This is a genomic window from Exiguobacterium sp. RIT594 (genome assembly GCF_003339585.1).
In the GTDB taxonomy this organism is placed as follows: Bacteria; Bacillota; Bacilli; order Exiguobacteriales; family Exiguobacteriaceae; genus Exiguobacterium_A.
Window position 1 is genome coordinate 219,161 of record NZ_QPKF01000001.1, and the last position, 16,773, is coordinate 235,933.

18 protein-coding genes and 1 tRNA gene are annotated in these 16,773 nt (G+C 47.3%); 16 read left to right on the plus strand and 3 right to left on the minus strand.

Annotated elements, in window-relative coordinates; all coding sequences use genetic code 11:
- Window positions 1-24: 24 nt before the first annotated feature.
- The 5 genes from trxB (at window position 25) to DVG79_RS01055 (ending at window position 4,238) form a co-directional block, all read left to right on the plus strand.
- The gene (gene trxB, locus DVG79_RS01035) at window positions 25-987 is read left to right on the plus strand and encodes a thioredoxin-disulfide reductase (protein WP_114595116.1); all 963 of its coding nucleotides are present in this window, start codon (window positions 25-27) and stop codon (window positions 985-987) included.
- Between the two features lie 112 nt (window positions 988-1,099).
- Window positions 1,100-1,969, plus strand: a complete 870-nt coding sequence (gene rapZ, locus DVG79_RS01040) for an RNase adapter RapZ (protein WP_012371271.1) — start codon at window positions 1,100-1,102, stop codon at window positions 1,967-1,969.
- The gene (locus DVG79_RS01045; RefSeq protein WP_114595117.1) at window positions 1,969-2,967 is read left to right on the plus strand and encodes a gluconeogenesis factor YvcK family protein; all 999 of its coding nucleotides are present in this window, start codon (window positions 1,969-1,971) and stop codon (window positions 2,965-2,967) included. Before rapZ ends, DVG79_RS01045 begins: the two co-directional genes overlap by 1 nt.
- The gene (gene whiA, locus DVG79_RS01050) at window positions 2,964-3,920 is read left to right on the plus strand and encodes a DNA-binding protein WhiA (protein WP_114595118.1); all 957 of its coding nucleotides are present in this window, start codon (window positions 2,964-2,966) and stop codon (window positions 3,918-3,920) included. Before DVG79_RS01045 ends, whiA begins: the two co-directional genes overlap by 4 nt.
- A gap of 81 nt (window positions 3,921-4,001) precedes the next feature.
- Window positions 4,002-4,238, plus strand: a complete 237-nt coding sequence (locus DVG79_RS01055) for a hypothetical protein (RefSeq protein WP_012371268.1) — start codon at window positions 4,002-4,004, stop codon at window positions 4,236-4,238.
- Window positions 4,239-4,355: 117 nt separating this feature from the next.
- Here the strand turns inward: DVG79_RS01055 and clpP are convergent, their stop codons facing one another.
- Together clpP and DVG79_RS01065 are read right to left on the minus strand one after the other, a co-directional pair.
- The gene (gene clpP, locus DVG79_RS01060; RefSeq protein WP_255412930.1) at window positions 4,356-4,967 is read right to left on the minus strand and encodes an ATP-dependent Clp endopeptidase proteolytic subunit ClpP; all 612 of its coding nucleotides are present in this window, start codon (window positions 4,965-4,967) and stop codon (window positions 4,356-4,358) included.
- A gap of 153 nt (window positions 4,968-5,120) precedes the next feature.
- A tRNA-Arg gene (locus DVG79_RS01065) sits at window positions 5,121-5,196 on the minus strand.
- A 165-nt stretch (window positions 5,197-5,361) separates the two neighbouring features.
- Between DVG79_RS01065 and DVG79_RS01070 the strand changes: the two genes are divergently transcribed.
- The 10 genes from DVG79_RS01070 to DVG79_RS01115 all read left to right on the plus strand — a co-directional run bounded on the left by DVG79_RS01070 (window position 5,362) and on the right by DVG79_RS01115 (window position 15,502).
- Entirely contained in the window at window positions 5,362-6,513 is a 1,152-nt protein-coding gene (locus DVG79_RS01070; protein WP_114595119.1) for an RNA polymerase factor sigma-54, read from the plus strand.
- On the plus strand, window positions 6,510-6,773 hold the full coding sequence (locus DVG79_RS01075) for a glutaredoxin family protein (protein ID WP_114595120.1): 264 nt from the start codon (window positions 6,510-6,512) through the stop codon (window positions 6,771-6,773). The genes DVG79_RS01070 and DVG79_RS01075 overlap by 4 nt, the downstream gene beginning before the upstream one ends.
- 114 nt (window positions 6,774-6,887) lie before the next feature.
- Window positions 6,888-7,916, plus strand: coding sequence for a sugar-binding transcriptional regulator (locus tag DVG79_RS01080; protein ID WP_114595121.1), 1,029 nt, complete (start codon window positions 6,888-6,890; stop codon window positions 7,914-7,916).
- A gap of 53 nt (window positions 7,917-7,969) precedes the next feature.
- Entirely contained in the window at window positions 7,970-8,977 is a 1,008-nt protein-coding gene (gene gap, locus DVG79_RS01085) for a type I glyceraldehyde-3-phosphate dehydrogenase (protein ID WP_114595122.1), read from the plus strand.
- 124 nt (window positions 8,978-9,101) lie between these two features.
- Window positions 9,102-10,286: a phosphoglycerate kinase gene (locus DVG79_RS01090; RefSeq protein ID WP_114595123.1), complete on the plus strand. Its 1,185-nt coding sequence runs from the start codon at window positions 9,102-9,104 to the stop codon at window positions 10,284-10,286.
- Window positions 10,287-10,313: 27 nt separating this feature from the next.
- A complete protein-coding gene (gene tpiA, locus DVG79_RS01095; protein WP_026827585.1) occupies window positions 10,314-11,066 on the plus strand; it encodes a triose-phosphate isomerase in 753 nt (250 codons plus the stop codon).
- Complete coding sequence (gene gpmI / locus DVG79_RS01100; protein WP_114595124.1) at window positions 11,067-12,614, plus strand: 2,3-bisphosphoglycerate-independent phosphoglycerate mutase; 1,548 nt, start codon at window positions 11,067-11,069, stop codon at window positions 12,612-12,614.
- A gap of 73 nt (window positions 12,615-12,687) precedes the next feature.
- A complete protein-coding gene (gene eno / locus DVG79_RS01105; protein WP_114595125.1) occupies window positions 12,688-13,980 on the plus strand; it encodes a phosphopyruvate hydratase in 1,293 nt (430 codons plus the stop codon).
- A gap of 351 nt (window positions 13,981-14,331) precedes the next feature.
- Window positions 14,332-15,234 (plus strand): acyl-ACP desaturase, encoded by a 903-nt coding sequence (locus tag DVG79_RS01110; RefSeq protein ID WP_012371258.1) that lies wholly within the window; start codon window positions 14,332-14,334, stop codon window positions 15,232-15,234.
- Window positions 15,235-15,247: 13 nt separating this feature from the next.
- A complete protein-coding gene (locus DVG79_RS01115) occupies window positions 15,248-15,502 on the plus strand; it encodes a hypothetical protein (RefSeq protein WP_012371257.1) in 255 nt (84 codons plus the stop codon).
- 453 nt (window positions 15,503-15,955) lie between these two features.
- Here DVG79_RS01115 and DVG79_RS01125 read toward each other — a convergent pair whose 3' ends face one another.
- Window positions 15,956-16,276, minus strand: a complete 321-nt coding sequence (locus tag DVG79_RS01125) for a hypothetical protein (RefSeq protein WP_114595127.1) — start codon at window positions 16,274-16,276, stop codon at window positions 15,956-15,958.
- Window positions 16,277-16,412: 136 nt separating this feature from the next.
- On the opposite strand from DVG79_RS01125, the gene DVG79_RS01130 reads away from it, so the two are divergent.
- Window positions 16,413-16,757, plus strand: coding sequence for a hypothetical protein (locus DVG79_RS01130; protein ID WP_114595128.1), 345 nt, complete (start codon window positions 16,413-16,415; stop codon window positions 16,755-16,757).
- The last annotated feature ends 16 nt before the right edge of the window (window positions 16,758-16,773 follow it).

Consider the following 16,773-nt stretch of genomic DNA (forward strand, 5'->3'; position numbering starts at 1 on the left):
CGAAAATACAGATGGGGTGGAATCATGACAGAAACTGAACAGAAAATTTATGACGTCATCATTATTGGTGCCGGTCCGGCCGGCATGACAGCAGCACTTTACGCATCACGTGCAAACCTTTCGACTTTGATGATCGAACGCGGTATTCCGGGCGGACAGATGGCCAACACGGAAGATATCGAAAACTATCCCGGTTATGACAGCATCTTAGGACCGGATCTTTCACAAAAAATGTTCGACCACTCAAAAGCGTTCGGCGCAGAGTATGCGTACGGCGACGTACGCAGCATTGAAGACGGTCCGGCATTCAAGACCGTCCATGCTCACAACAAGGATTACCATGCCCGCGCGATCATTATCGCTTCGGGAGCGCAGTACAAGAAAATCGGTGTTCCGGGTGAGGAAGAACTCGGCGGACGCGGAGTATCATACTGTGCCGTCTGTGACGGTGCGTTCTTTAAAGAAAAAGAATTGTTCGTCATCGGTGGCGGCGACTCGGCTGTTGAAGAAGGTGTCTACCTGACACGCTTCGCGAAAAAAGTCACGATCGTTCACCGTCGCGAAGAATTACGCGCGCAAAAAATTCTTCAAAAACGGGCATTCGACAATCCGAAAATCGACTTCATCTGGAACCATACGGTCAAACAGATCAACGAAGATAACGGAAAAGTCGGCGGCGTTGAATTGATCAATACGAAAACAGCGGAAACGACGACGTATCCGATTGATGGTGTCTTCATCTACATCGGGATGAACCCGATCACAGGATATGTTCAGGATCTCGGCATTCTGAACGATCAAGGCTATGTCGTGACGAACGAAGGCATGGAAACGAACATCAAAGGTATTTTTGCAGCCGGCGATGTCCGTGAAAAAACACTTCGTCAAGTCGTGACAGCAACAAACGATGGTTCGATTGCGGCGCAAAACGCGCAACACTATATCGAAGCGTTGCTTGAACAATTACAGGAATCATCACAAGTCTAATTCAAGATCCAGCTTGGTTGGGAAGCTCTTCCATCAAGCTGGCTCTTTTTTTATGTTATACTGAAACGAGAGTAAAAAATACACACGGAACTGTTGTCTGGAGGGCGAAGAGATGGAACAGAATCAACCGCAACTGGTCATCATTACAGGAATGAGTGGCGCCGGAAAAACGGTCGCAATGAACAGCTTTGAAGACTTGGGCTATTTTTGTGTCGACAATTTACCGCCGACGTTATTGCCACAATTGATTGAAGTGATTGGGCAGGTGCGTCCGAAAATCGCCGTTGCCATCGATACACGGGCTCGTGATTTCATTGACAGCTTCTTTGTCGTCTATGAAGATTTGAAGAAAACGAATCTGCAAATCCGGATGTTGTATCTGGATGCCCGCAATGATGTACTCGTCCGCCGGTATAAAGAATCCCGCCGGTCGCATCCGCTCGCACCGACGGCTTCGCCGTTGATCGGCATCGAACGGGAACGGACATTGCTCGAAGGGTTCCGCGATAAAGCCCAGTTGCTGATGGATACGAGTGACATCAAACCGCTCGCCTTAAAGGAACGGATTTTAAAAGAGTTTACCGAAGGGGAACGGATTCCGTTCACCGTCAACGTCATGTCGTTCGGATTTAAGCACGGCCTGCCGCTCGACGCTGATCTCGTCTTCGATTTACGTTTCTTACCGAACCCGTTTTACATTCCGGAACTCCGACCGAAGACCGGTCTCGATCTTGAAGTCTCGTCGTACGTCATGCAGTGGCCGGAAGCGAAGCTGTTTTATAAAAAGCTCGTCGACATGCTCGAATTCCTGATTCCCCAGTATGAGCGGGAAGGAAAATCACAGCTCGTCGTCGCGCTCGGCTGTACCGGCGGCAAACACCGGTCGATTACGTTTGCCGAAGCGATCAGTAAAGAGTTTAAGAACCAATACCATATCGTGACGAATCACCGGGATTATGTCCACGCGAAGGAGGAGAAATAATGAAATGGGAACGAAAAGTCGTCGCCATCGGCGGAGGAACGGGCCTATCGACTCTCTTGCGCGGGTTAAAACACTATCCGCTTGATATCACGGCCATCGTCACCGTCGCCGACGACGGGGGCAGTTCCGGCCGTCTGCGGACAGAGTTTAACATGCTACCACCGGGCGATATCCGGAACGTCATCGTTTCGCTCTCGAAATCGGAGACACTGATGGACCGGATCATGCAGTACCGCTTTGAGACGGGAGAAGGGCTGCACGGTCACTCACTCGGTAATTTGATGCTGACGGCAGCGACGCAACTCTGTAACGGCTCCTTCGTCGAAGCGATCGGTGTCATGGGACAACTCTTGAATGCCGAAGGGAAAGTCTATCCGGCGACGGAACGGACGATTACGTTATGTGCCGAGTTTGAAGACGGAACGATTGTCAAAGGAGAATCGCTGATTCCGAAAGTCGGCAAAGTCATCGAGCGGATTTTTCTCGAGGAAGAGGATGTCCGTCCGGTTCCGGAAGCGATTCAGGCGATTCTCGATGCCGACGTCATCGTCCTCGGTCCCGGCAGTCTCTATACGAGTGTCATTCCGAACGTCCTGATTGAGGAAATCCGGGACGCCATCAGTCAATCGCTTGCGCCGGTCGTCTATATTTGTAACGTCATGACGCAACCGGGTGAGACGACGGCCTTTACGGCAAATGATCACTTGAATGTGTTGGAACGATTCCTCGGTAAAGGGGTGATTGATACAATCATCGTCAACAACGAATCGATTGATGTCAGTTATCTGCGGAAGTATCAAAAGGATCATGCCGACATCGTGACCTATGATGAATCAAGTTTTGAAGAAGCAGGAATTGAAGTACTCGCGGACGATATCGTGGATTATAACCACCACTTCATCCGTCATGACTCAGATGCTGTCGCAAGCCTCGTCATGCGGAAAGTTCTATCCATCCGACGTGTGCGTCAATTCGAAGGGAAGGAGGAACTGACGTGAGTTTTGCATCAGAAGTCAAAAAAGAGTTAACGCAAATCGCGATCACCGATCATGAAATGAAGGCGGAACTTGCTGCCTTGGCCCGGATGAATGGAGCGATCTCATTTGGACTCGGACGTGGACTGACACTGGATATCTCGACGGAAAACGCATCGATTGCCCGCCGTATTTATTCCTTGCTCAAACGGGCCTATGCCGTCCATCTGGATTTACTTGTCCGGAAAAAAATGCGTCTGAAGAAAAATAATGTCTATATCGTCCGCGTCAAACAACAGGCGGATAAGATTTTACAAGACCTTGGTATTTTAGGGGAAGGGTTTACGATGATCCGTTCGATCAGTAATTCGATCGTCAACGACGAACGGCGTGCACGGGCCTATCTGCGCGGTGCCTTTTTAGCCGGAGGCTCGTTGAACAATCCGGCGACGTCTTCGTACCATTTGGAAATCTTCAGTCTGTACGAAGAACATAATGCTGCCTTACGCAGCCTGACGAATCAATTTGATTTGAATGCAAAAGCGATTGAACGGAAAAAAGGACATATTCTCTACATCAAGGAAAGTGAGAAGATTTCTGATTTTCTGAAGCTCGTCGGGGCGACGTATTCGATGTTACGGTTTGAGGATGTCCGGATTTTAAAAGATATGCGGAATTCGGTCAACCGGCTCGTCAACTGTGAGACGGCGAACCTCAACAAAACCGTCGGGGCGGCGTTACGCCAGGTCGAGAACATTAAGTTTCTCGAACGGACGGTCGGACTTGATGTCTTGCCGGACAAATTAAGAGAAATCGCCATCTTGCGGGTGACACATCAAGACGTAACCTTACAGGAACTCGGTGAGATGGTCGAGAGTGGTTCCATCTCGAAATCCGGGATCAATCATCGATTGCGCAAGATTGATCAAATTGCGGATAAAATCCGAAACGGCGAGTCGATGACCGGGGCTCTTTAGGGAGTAACTTGCGAGATGAACCATAGTCTACTATAATATATAGTCGATGCAACTAAATGTTCGAATTAAGGAGTTTTTGAAATGGCTAATGAGAAAAAACGTATTTCGCTGACAGTTGATGCGAAGTTTGATGAAGTGCTTACGAAAAAAGCGAAAACGATCGGTGTACCAAAAAGTACGCTCGTCGCCTTTGCGACATCGTTGTTCCTAAAACAATTGCAGGCGGAAGAAGAACTTTCACCTCATGCGAACGGAATCTACACATTGATTCGCGAAAACCACGATATCGTATCTGATATCACAGATTTGATCGACTAAACAACAGGGATCTCTGTTCTGTGTCTGTTCCGAGAGGGGCGGGCAACGGACGGAGGTCTTTTTTTGTACACACAAAAAAAACCGTCCTCGCAATCTGCGAAGACGGTCAGGTGAAGATTAAGCACGTTCCATGACGCGGTCGATTAAACCGTAGTCAGCTGCTGCTTGAGCAGACATGAAGTTATCGCGCTCTGTATCACGCTCGATGACTTCAAGTGGTTGTCCTGTGTTTTCAGCCATGATTTTGTTGAGGTGCTCACGCATTTTGATGATGCGTTCTGCATGGATTTTGATGTCCGATGCTTGACCTTGTGTACCACCGAGTGGTTGGTGGATCATGATTTCAGCGTTAGGAAGAGCGAAACGTTTTCCTTTAGCGCCGGCTTGGAGCAAGAACGCACCCATTGAAGCAGCCATTCCGATACAAATTGTTGAAACTTGTGGTTTGATGAAGTTCATCGTATCGTAAATCGCCATACCTGCTGTGATTGAGCCGCCCGGGCTGTTGATGTAAAGTGAGATTTCTTTATCTGGATCTTCTGCTGCTAGGAAAAGTAACTGGGCAACGACTGAGTTGGCGACGTTGTCGTCAATCGCGCTCCCGAGAAGGATGATGCGGTCTTTCAGCAAACGGGAATAGATATCGTAAGCACGTTCCCCGCGGTTGGTTTGTTCGATGACTGTTGGAATTAACATAGTCTTTGCCTCCTTATGGTTGGTATGTAGCACATATTCGACTTGTCCTTATCATAATCCTTTGGTCAATATTGGTCAAAAGATACGCTGTTGGTTTTATATATTTTTCCTGAAACAGTGGCTGCTAAACATATCAGTATAGAAAAAAGGCAATACCGTAAACGGCATTGCCTGAAGATTCAAGTATGGTACACCCGGAGAGATTTGAACTCCCGACACCTGGTACCGGAAACCAGTGCTCTATCCCCTGAGCTACGGGTGCATGTAATTACTGAACAATTAATAGTATACCGACATTTTTTCAGAAAAGCAATACTAGATTTTCAAGTTTACTGATTTTTTGTCAAAACGTAAGAGACGATTGAATGAAGGTCCATCCTATATAATAGAAGCAGAATCTATTTTAACGGGAAAGGGAGGGGAACGGATGGAACAGAGACAGGAACAAGCACAACGTCTCGTGATGTCAGCCGCCCAGTTGTTTCAATTGGCAGTGCTGGAAGAGACGCGGGCAGAACTCGAGGAACGATTGTATCGAATCATCCGTCGTGCTACTCGTACTGAACATAATGGAAGAAAAATGATTCCGCCGGATTTAGAGCAGGTCGCAGTCCGGATTGACTCGTTTGAAGCGGAACTTCTTCAGCAAATACGTTTAGAATCGGTCAGACAGGAAATAGGATATATGGCGGAACAACTCATCATGTACTTAGACGCGGATGGATTACTCAGAACGACCGACGCACGATTAGCAGTTTTGCTTGACTGTGAGGAGTCGACAATCAAGCAAGCACGACAACTGCTTCAGCAATGTGAACCGACCGGAATTGCGGCACGCTCGGAAGCGGAGTGTCGCCTGTTGCATGCCATGGAGCTTGAGGAAGACCGTTTGATTGATTTGGTCGCTGATCTGTCAGACGGGCAATCTCTTACAAACGTCTTGGAAAAGATTAATGACGGGACAGAGCGGAAACAAATGAAGCTACGGATTGAACGGTTACCGAAAACCCCACTCTTACCGACATCGACCACGATGACGATCCCGGAAGCCGATGTCGAGTGGGTCGACGGTCAGGTGCAAGTCAACTGGTATGGCTTAACACTTGATACGTCCTGGACGGATCTTGAGGAAGCAACACCTTTTTTGAGTGCCTATGAACGACGACGCAAAACCTTGCATTCGATTCTGGACGTTATCATTGCGCGGCAAATCCGTTGGTTCAAAGGGGAACTTCATTTAGAACCGTTGACGAAAAAAGAAGTCGCCGAACAAACGGGATACCATCCGTCGACGATTGGTCGGGCGATTGCCAACAAAACGATCCGGACGGTTCAGGGAACCCTTGAGCTTGAGAATTTTTTTGTATCGAAGACGAAAAGCGGCACATCGAGCTTTTTAATCAAGGCCCGAATCGCACAATTGATTCAGGAAGCGACCTCGCCGCTGTCGGATCAACAGATCGTCAACCGTCTCGACCTGGAAGGCATCCGGGTCGCAAGACGGACAGTCGCGAAGTATCGGGCGGGTCTGTACTTGACCCGGTCCGACATGACGAAACGACGAGAGGCGAATGAATGATGCCATCAAAAGAACACACGACCTTAACACTGTATTCACGTCCCGGATGTACGCTATGTGAGGAAGCCGCCTTCTTACTTGATTTCGTGCTCGATGAATTTCCGGATTGGACATTCGAAGAAGTGAACATTGAAGAAGATGCTGCGCTCAGTCTCCGGTTTTTATATGAAATTCCTGTCGTCATGCATCAGTCCGAAATTTGGAGTTATGGCAAATTCGAGACAGAGGCGATAAGAAACCGCTTACTTGAAAAAAGTTAAAGGGCGAGGCTTGAATCCTTGTACGAGGGCTGTTATGATGAGGATGTACCAAGTGGGACAAGATATGACACGCGGGACGTAAAGTGTCCAGCAACTTGAGAGGAGCGGGAATACATGATTCGGCAGTTAGTACAGATCCAAAAACGAATCGTGCCTGATCTGATCGAAGAAATGCAGACACGTTACGACATACTTCATTATGTCCGGCTCATGCAGCCGATTGGCCGGCGGACACTGGCGACAAGCCTCGGCTTGACGGAACGGGTGTTACGTCGGGAAGTGGACTTCCTGAAAGAGCAGGGATTGCTCGAAGTGGCGACACAAGGAATGTCTTTGACAGATGAAGGGCGAATCGTCTTACGAAGTATGCACAGCGTGATGGCAGAACTGGCCGGGATTTCTGACATGGCGAAAGCCTTAAAGGAAAAACTGGGCGTCCGGGATGTCGTCATCGTACCAGGAGATTCGGATCAAACCTTCTGGGTGCAACGCGATATGGGACGTGCGACGGTCGCACGTTTGAAACGAGAACTTTCTTCATCTGTACACAACACGATTGCAGTCACAGGAGGTACGACGATGGCTTCCGTCGCGGCGATGATGTCGCCCGATAAGGAAAACCGTCCGATGACATTCGTGCCGGCACGTGGCGGCTTAGGTGAAACCCTTGAATTACAAGCGAATACGGTCTGTTCACGGATGGCATCCCGTGCACAAAGTGATTATCACTTATTGCACATTCCAGACATGGTCAGCAAGGAAACGTTTGTGAAGATGGTGGAAGAGCCAAGCATTAAAAATGTGTTACAAATGATTAAAGATGCCTCAATCGTGGTACATGGAATTGGTGAGGCAAAAACGATGGCAAAACGTCGTCGCGCTTCGACCGAGTTACTGGAACAGCTTGAACAGGAACATGCGGTAGCGGAAGCATTTGGTTATTACTTCGATCGGGACGGAAAGATCGTGCACCGGGTGAAGACGGTTGGTCTTCAACTCGACGACTTAAAACAAGTCGAACACGTCATCGTCGTCGCCGGAGGACATTCTAAAGCAGAAGCAATCAATGCGTATGTCAAACAGTCCCCGGACATCATCCTGATTACGGATGAAGGGGCAGCAACAACGATTTTGAAAGGGTAGCCCCCTTTTGAATAATAGATAACTCGCTTTACATTAAAAGGAGGAAAATTATCATGGCAGTAAAAGTTGGTATTAATGGATTTGGACGTATCGGACGTTTGGCACTTCGTCAAATTCTTCAGTTTGACGGAATCGAAGTAGTCGCAATCAATGACCTTACAGACACTAAAATGCTTGCACACCTCTTGAAATATGATACGACTCAAGGTCGTTTCGACGGAGAAGTTGAAGTACACGACGGTTACTTCCTCGTCAACGGTAAAGAAATCAAAACACTTGCTAACCGCAACCCAGAAGAACTCCCATGGGGCGAGCTCGGTGTTGACATCGTTCTCGAATGTACTGGTTTCTTCACAGACAAAGAAAAAGCTGAGCTTCACTTGAAAGCCGGCGCTAAAAAAGTCGTTATCTCAGCACCTGCTACTGGCGACATGAAAACAGTTGTCTTCAACACGAACCACGAAATTCTTGACGGAACTGAAACAGTTATCTCTGGTGCTTCATGTACTACGAACTGTCTCGCGCCTATGGCTAAAGTTCTTCAAGATCAGTACGGAATCGTTCAAGGTCTCATGACAACGATCCACGCTTACACTGGCGACCAAAACACACTCGACGCTCCACACCCTAAAGGTGACTTCCGTCGTGCACGTGCAGCGGCAGCTAACATCGTTCCTAACTCAACTGGTGCTGCTAAAGCAATCGGTCTTGTTCTTCCAGAACTTCAAGGTAAACTTGACGGTGCAGCACAACGTGTACCAGTTGCTACAGGTTCACTCACTGAGCTCACAACAGTTCTCGAGAAGAAAGTAACAGTTGAAGAAGTTAACGCAGCAATGAAAGCAGCTGCTAACGAATCTTACGGTTACACTGAAGACGAAATCGTTTCTTCTGACATCGTTGGTATCTCTTACGGATCACTCTTCGATGCAACACAAACGAAAGTCGTTACAGTAGGCGACAAACAACTCGTTAAAACAGTTGCTTGGTATGACAACGAAATGTCTTACACTAGCCAACTCGTTCGTACACTCAAACACTTCGCACAAATCGCTAAGTAATTCGAGCAATTAAATAGCAATTGAATAAGAGCGGAAACGATACCAGTCTCCGCTCTTATTGCGGAAAAAAGTCTGGAGGGGCGCATGAGCCCCTCACTATACGTATGAGACGGAGGACGAATGTATGAATAAGAAATCAATTCGCGATATCGATGTAAAAGGAAAACGCGTGTTTACACGTGTGGACTTCAACGTACCGCTAGAAGACGGCAAGATCACAGATGACACACGGATCCGTGCTGCCCTTCCGACAATCAAACACTTGGTTGACGGTGGAGCGAAAGTCATCCTCGCAAGCCATATGGGACGTCCAAAAGGCGAGAAAAACCCTGAGTTCTCACTTGCACCAGTCGTAGCACGCCTTAGCGAATTGCTTGGTAAAGACATCAAGCTCGTTGAAGAAGCATACGGCCCGGTCGCTGAAGAAGCGGTCAGCAAGCTTGAAGAAGGAGACGTCATCGTTCTTGAAAATGTTCGTTTCTACCCAGGCGAAACGAAAAACGATCCTGAACTCGCAGAAGGTTTTGCGAAACTTGCAGACGTTTTCGTCAACGACGCATTTGGTGCAGCGCACCGTGCGCACGCTTCTACAGAAGGAATCGCACATCATGTCGAGACAGCTGTAGCAGGATTGTTGATCGAAAAAGAACTTCAGGTTCTCGGTAAAGCTCTCTCAAACCCGGATCGTCCGTTTACAGCGATCATCGGTGGTTCGAAAGTCGCGGACAAAATCGGCGTCATCGATCACTTGCTTGATATCGTCGACACGTTGATCATCGGCGGAGGATTATCTTATACATTCCTCAAAGCTCAAGGTTATGAAGTCGGTACGTCACTTCTTGAAGTTGACAAAATCGAACAGGCGAAGGAATTCATGAAAAAAGCAGAAGACAAAGGCGTGAAATTCTTGATGCCGGTTGACTGTGTCATCACGAAGGAATTCGGCGAAGAAACATATGTCGGACCACGCGACATCGACAGTATCCCAGCGGATCACATGTCACTCGATATCGGTCCGAAAACAATCGAGCTGTATGCAGAAGCAATCAAGGCTTCGAAACTCGTTGTCTGGAACGGACCAATGGGTGTGTTCGAACTTGATAAATATGCAAACGGAACAAAAGGTGTCGCTCAAGCATTAGCGGACAGCGATGCATACTCGATCATCGGTGGTGGAGATTCTGCTGCAGCGGCTGAGAAATTTGGTCTTGCAGATAAAATGAGTCACATTTCTACAGGTGGCGGCGCAAGCCTCGAGTTCATGGAAGGTAAAGCTCTTCCAGGTGTCGAAGCGCTTAACGACAAGTAATCTAAAGTTCACAAGGGAGTGTTTTCAATGCGTAAACCAATTATCGCAGGTAACTGGAAAATGAATCTTACCCTCAAGGATGCTGTGGCATTCGCTGAGGAAGTCAAAGGAACTGTACCCGCTTCTTCGAAAGTCGACGCGGCTGTCTGTGCACCGTCTGTATTCCTTGCACACTTGACAGAAGCGACAGCTGGAACGGACCTGAAAATCGGCGCTCAAAACATGTATGACCAGGAGAGCGGCGCATTCACAGGTGAAATCAGCCCAGTGATGCTCAAAGAACTTGGCGTAACATACGTCGTCCTCGGTCACTCAGAACGTCGTGAGTACTTCGGAGAAACAGATGCGTTCATCAACAGCAAAACGAAAAAAGCATTTGAGCATGGTATCGTGCCAATCGTTTGTGTCGGTGAAACACTCGAAGAACGCGAAGGCGGGAAATTCGAATCAGTCATCCGTGAACAAACAACGAACAGCTTGAAAGGCTTAACAGTCGATCAAGTTAAAAACCTTGTTGTCGCATATGAGCCTGTCTGGGCAATCGGAACAGGAAAATCAGCAACAGAACAAGATGCACAAGATTCTTGTAAATTCGTTCGCGATGTCATCGCAGCTGAATTCGGTACGGAAGCTGCAGAAGCAGTCCGCATCCAGTACGGCGGCAGTGTCAAACCGGACAACATCAAAGAATATATGGCTCAGCCTGACATCGACGGTGCTTTAGTTGGTGGCGCAAGTCTTGAGACAGGATCGTTCCTCAAACTGTTGGAGGCGATTTAAATGAAAAAACGTCCAGTCGCACTGATCATCCTTGATGGTTTCGGTATGCGTGACGAGGAGTTCGGAAATGCTGTCACGGCAGCAAACAAACCGAACTTCGACCGGTACTGGGAACAGTACCCGCATACGTTGTTGAATGCGCAAGGAGAATACGTCGGTTTGCCTGAAGGTCAAATGGGGAACTCAGAAGTGGGTCATTTGAACATCGGTGCAGGTCGCGTCGTCTACCAATCGCTATCCCGAATCAACAATGCCATTAAGGATCGCTCGTTCTTCTCGCGTCAAGCGATGAACGATGCGGCAGGTCACGTGAAAAAATACGGTTCAGCCCTTCATATCTTCGGTCTGGTCTCTGACGGTGGAATCCACAGTCACATCAACCACTTGTATGCCGTGCTTGAATTCGCAAAACTTCACGAAATCGAAAAAGTCTATCTCCATGCCTTCACGGATGGCCGCGATTGTGATCCGCAATCAGGAGCCGGTTTCCTCCGTGATGCCCAAGCGAAGATGGACGAGTTAAACGTCGGTCAATTCGCAAGTGTCTCTGGTCGTTATTATGCGATGGACCGCGACAACCGCTGGGAACGCGTCAAGAAAGTCTATGACGTCATCACGTTCGCAGACGGTCCGACAACAAAAGACCCAATCGCGATGGTCGAAGCTTCGTACAAAACAGACGTTACAGATGAGTTCATTGAACCAACGGTAGTCGTGCAGGAAGACGGTACTCCAGTAGCACCGATCCACGATAACGATGCGATCATGTTCTTCAACTATCGTCCGGACCGTGCGATTCAGCTCGCCAAGACGTATAAAGAAAAAACAGGCTTCAATGGTTTTGAATTGCCGGACAATGCGCCGAAGAACCTGCTGCTCGTCTCGATGACGAAGTACTCGGATGCGATTGATACGGACATCGTCTTCCCACCGGAAGACATCAAAAATACGCTCGGTGAAACGTTATCGAAACAAGGCCTTAAACAATTGCGGATTGCGGAAACTGAAAAGTACCCGCACGTCACGTTCTTCTTTAACGGTCAACGTGAAGAGCCGTACGAAGGAGAAGATCGGATTCTGATCCCGTCTCCAAAAGTCGCGACATACGACTTGAAACCGGAAATGAGTGTCTATGAAGTCACAGAAGCGCTCGTTGACGCAATCAACTCGGACGAACATGACGCAATTATCCTCAACTTCGCCAATCCCGATATGGTCGGTCACTCGGGTATGCTCGAGCCGACGAAGAAGGCGATCGAAGCGGTAGATAAATGTCTTGGACAAGTCGTTGATTTGATTCTCAGCAAGGGTGGCGCAGCCATCATCACAGCCGACCACGGGAATGCGGACAAAGTCCTCAATGCCGATGGTAGCAAGATGACGGCGCACACGACAGAACCTGTTCCATGTATCGTCACGGTCGAGGACGTCGAACTCCTTGAGCCATTGACTGGCGTATTGGCAGATCTGGCACCAACTGTTCTCGATTTACTCGGAGCAGATCAACCGGCAGAAATGACGGGGAAATCGATCGTATTGAAGAAATAATCCCGTCGATTGACAGACCTGTTACTGCCTTACTACAAACTAATCTTTCTCAAACAAAAAGGAGCGAATTTAAATGTCAATGATTACAGAGATTTATGCACGCGAGATTCTTGACTCACGCGGTAACCCAACAGTAGAAGTAGAAGTATATACAGAAGACGGCGGCTTTGGTCGCGCACTCGTCCCATCAGGCGCATCAACTGGTGAGCACGAAGCAGTTGAGCTTCGCGATGGCGACAAATCACGTTACCTCGGTAAAGGTGTCTTAAAAGCAGTTGACAACGTCAACGAAAAAATCGCACCTGAAATCATCGGTTACGATGTTTTCGACCAAGCAGGAATCGACAAAAAGATGATCGACCTCGACGGTACGAAAAACAAAGGGAACTTCGGCGCTAACGCAATCCTTGGTGTTTCTATGGCTGCTGCACGTGCTGCTGCAGATGAGCTTGGTCTTCCACTCTACACGTACCTCGGTGGATTCAACGCGAAAACATTGCCAACTCCAATGATGAACATCATCAACGGTGGATCACACGCTGACAACAACGTTGATTTCCAAGAGTTCATGATCATGCCTGTTGGAGCTCCAACATTCAAAGAAGCTCTTCGTATGGGTGCTGAAATCTTCCACGCGTTGAAATCAGTTCTTAGCGGAATGGGTCTTAACACAGCAGTCGGTGACGAGGGTGGATTCGCTCCAAACTTGAAATCAAACGAAGAAGCAATCACAGTTATTCTTGAAGCAATCGAAAAAGCTGGCTACAAAGCAGGCGAAGATGTTTACCTCGCTATGGACGTCGCTTCTTCTGAGTTCTACGATAAAGCAGCTGGAAAATACAACCTCGCTGGCGAAGGCAAAGTCCTTACAACAGAAGAGCTTGTTGAATTCTATGCACAACTCGTTGACAAATACCCAATCATCTCAATCGAAGATGGCTGTGACGAAAACGACTGGGATGGCCACAAACTTCTTACAGATCGTATCGGACACAAAGTCCAACTCGTTGGTGATGACTTGTTCGTAACAAACACAGAGAAACTCGCTGAAGGTATCGAAAAAGGCATCGCGAACTCGATCCTCATCAAAGTTAACCAAATCGGTACGTTGACTGAAACATTCGACGCAATCGAAATGGCGAAAAAAGCTGGTTACACAGCAGTCGTGTCTCACCGTTCTGGTGAAACAGAAGATTCAACAATCGCTGACATCGCTGTTGCGACAAACGCTGGTCAAATCAAAACTGGTTCACTTTCACGTACAGACCGTATCGCGAAATACAACCAACTTCTCCGCATCGAAGACATGCTTTCAGATGTTGCTGTCTACGACGGAATCAAATCATTCTACAACCTCAAGAAGTAATTCCAGGTTGATGATTTAAATTGTGTTGTACACTCGCTGTACAGCCAACACCTCCTATTCATGTGCGATCTCCGCACACGAATAGGAGGTTTTTTTGTTCCTGATTCATTGAGTAAAAGAAGTTGAATTCGACCTGACATCAGAAATGATTCAACACAAATGGTTTTGCCATTGAGTACATACCAACGCCATTCAATTTCAAGGGGTAAAAAATCAAATTTACGAGACCTTTCTTTTACTACCTGGTCATTAAAATGTTATAGTTATAAATAAGTTTAAGCACAATCATTATAAGGCTTAAATACATTTGAACGGGTGAAGGTTCAAAAAACATCTAAAGGAGAAATGATCATGTTAAATTCAGATTTAGATATACGCTTAGAACCACGCATCAAAGAATTGTATCGCTTACATAAGGAGCGTTCAGCCAATATTGATTGGAGTTATCACGAATTCATTCCATGGGACAAGGCGATGTCGTTTAAACGCGTTCCTTGGGAGGAGAGTCAAGTCACGCTTCCGGAAGGTGTCATCGTTGCCGTAGAAACGGCCTTGCTGACAGAAGTGAACTTACCTTGGTATACGTCGCACTTGGATTACACGTTTAAAAACTCGATGGAAGTCATCAATGATTTCGTCCGTACGTGGACGGCGGAAGAAGACCAGCACTCGAGCTTACTGGAAACGTACTTACTCGTAACCCGTAACGTCAATCCGACACGATTGCATCAATTAAGAAGACGCGTTGTTGAAAGCGGCTGGTTCCCGGACTTTACGAATCCATTGGCGACGATGGCGTATACGTCGTTACAAGAACTTGCGACACTCGTTTTCTATAACAACGTAGCGCGAGTGGCCGGCGCGCACGACAAAGACTTGGCGACACTGCTCCGCCGTTTGGCAAAAGATGAAGCCCTCCACTATGCGTTCTACCGTGACACGGTGAAAGCGCACCTTGAACTCGATCCGAACTTCATCGTGTTCTTCGAAGATGTCATCATCAATTTCTCGATGCCGGGAGCGATCATGCCGGACTTTACCGAGCGTATGAAGACCATTGCGATTGATACGAATTACGGACCCCTCCAATACTTTGACCAGGTATTAGATGTCGTCGTGAAATACTGGGATATTGAGAACTTGCAACCTACGAGCGAAGAGGCCAAACAATCGCAAGCGAACATCATGAAATATCACGGGCGTTTGAAACGTATCAAGGATCGCCAATCAGCAAAAAATAAGATCGATGCATGACGAGGGGAGAATAATGAAAATGACGTGTGAAATATGCGGAAAAGAAACGAATAACCAAGTCAGTTATTTGGAACTGAACACGTGGGAATTCAATTCGTTGAAGACAGAGGAAAAAGACTTTTATCCGATTTGCTACAGCTGTTTTGACAAGCATACGAACGAGTTCATTGATCAGGAAATGGATCTTGAATTAAGAAAAAAACGTTCGCAGATGGTGAATAAAGAAGTCGAAGCAGAAATCGAAGCGATTCTTGAAGTTGAAAATTAAGTAATCTATCTACGGATTGTGTCGACAGTCTTCCGCTTGGCGGAGGGCTGTTTTTTGCGTTGAGTATAGCTTGACAAAACTAGCCGTTCGTTTGCTTTTCTAAGGTTCGGTGCAAAGGGAGCACGCTTTTTTTCACGCGCTTTCCTCAGGCGAGAGACAAGCCAGTTTGCCTGCCTCATGGAGGCAGACAACCGGGTCTTGTTTGTCTCTGACAGCGCAAGCAGGCTTTGCGCTTTTTCCTGTAGGAGTCGCGTGAAACGCGTGACAACAAGTGCATAGAAAAGAAAAAACATTCATGCACGACTTCTAAGGGAGAAGGAAGCAACGCTTCCGTTAGGCTCGCGTTCCGCCCTAGAAAAACGAGCAAATGAATGTTTTTTTATAGACACAAAAAACGAGACCCGACTAAACGTCGAATCCCGTATTATCAAAATGGAATTATGCGCCTTAAAATCAGTCCTCGATAAACGTAACGAGGTAATGATGGGCTGAATAGAGCGGCGCACGGGTCACAAAAAACTCGGGTAAATCGGCATCGATATCGAGTTCGCGTAATGTCTGTGGATCCAGACATTCCTGGACCAATCGTTTAATGTCACTGAGCAGTTCGTCATGAAGATTTTCTTCCGCTGTAAAAGACCGTTTGGCCTCATCTTTTAATAATAAGACGACGGGTGGAAGACCACGCAATAGATCGACCTGAAGTGGCTGTTCGTTCCGTTGAAAAAAGTCGTTTAAACAACTGACGACTTTCATCGAATGATCTTCTTTCATGCAAACCCCCAACTTTCTATAAGTACTGTTACTATCAAGTTATTCCCTAAAGTCAGATAGGATATGCAGGCAAACTGGAATCGAGGCATTAACGAAGCGGATAACCGGGTACAGAAAGAGGTAAGGGGGGAGAGAGATGCTGTTTCGTTATTTGTTTTTGGGTCTGGACCCCACAATCGATGATATTCAATTACGAATCATTTATTTTACAGAACTGATTTTCTTTATCGGGCTGTATCAGATTACGAGTCGCTTTTCACGTCAAAGCATGATTCTCGGAACGGTCCTGGGCATCACGGGGCTGATTGCGCTTCTACCGGGAGCCATCTATATTTTGCGCTATAACCCGGAAGATGCCATCATCGACATTACGTTTCTGTTGATTTACTTACTGGAGCCGCTCGCGATTCTCGCGTTTCTCATCGCTTTGTTTCGCCGGTTATATGAAAAACGTCATCCGAATCATTCGAAAAAGTCCTGACAAACGTTGCAGCAGA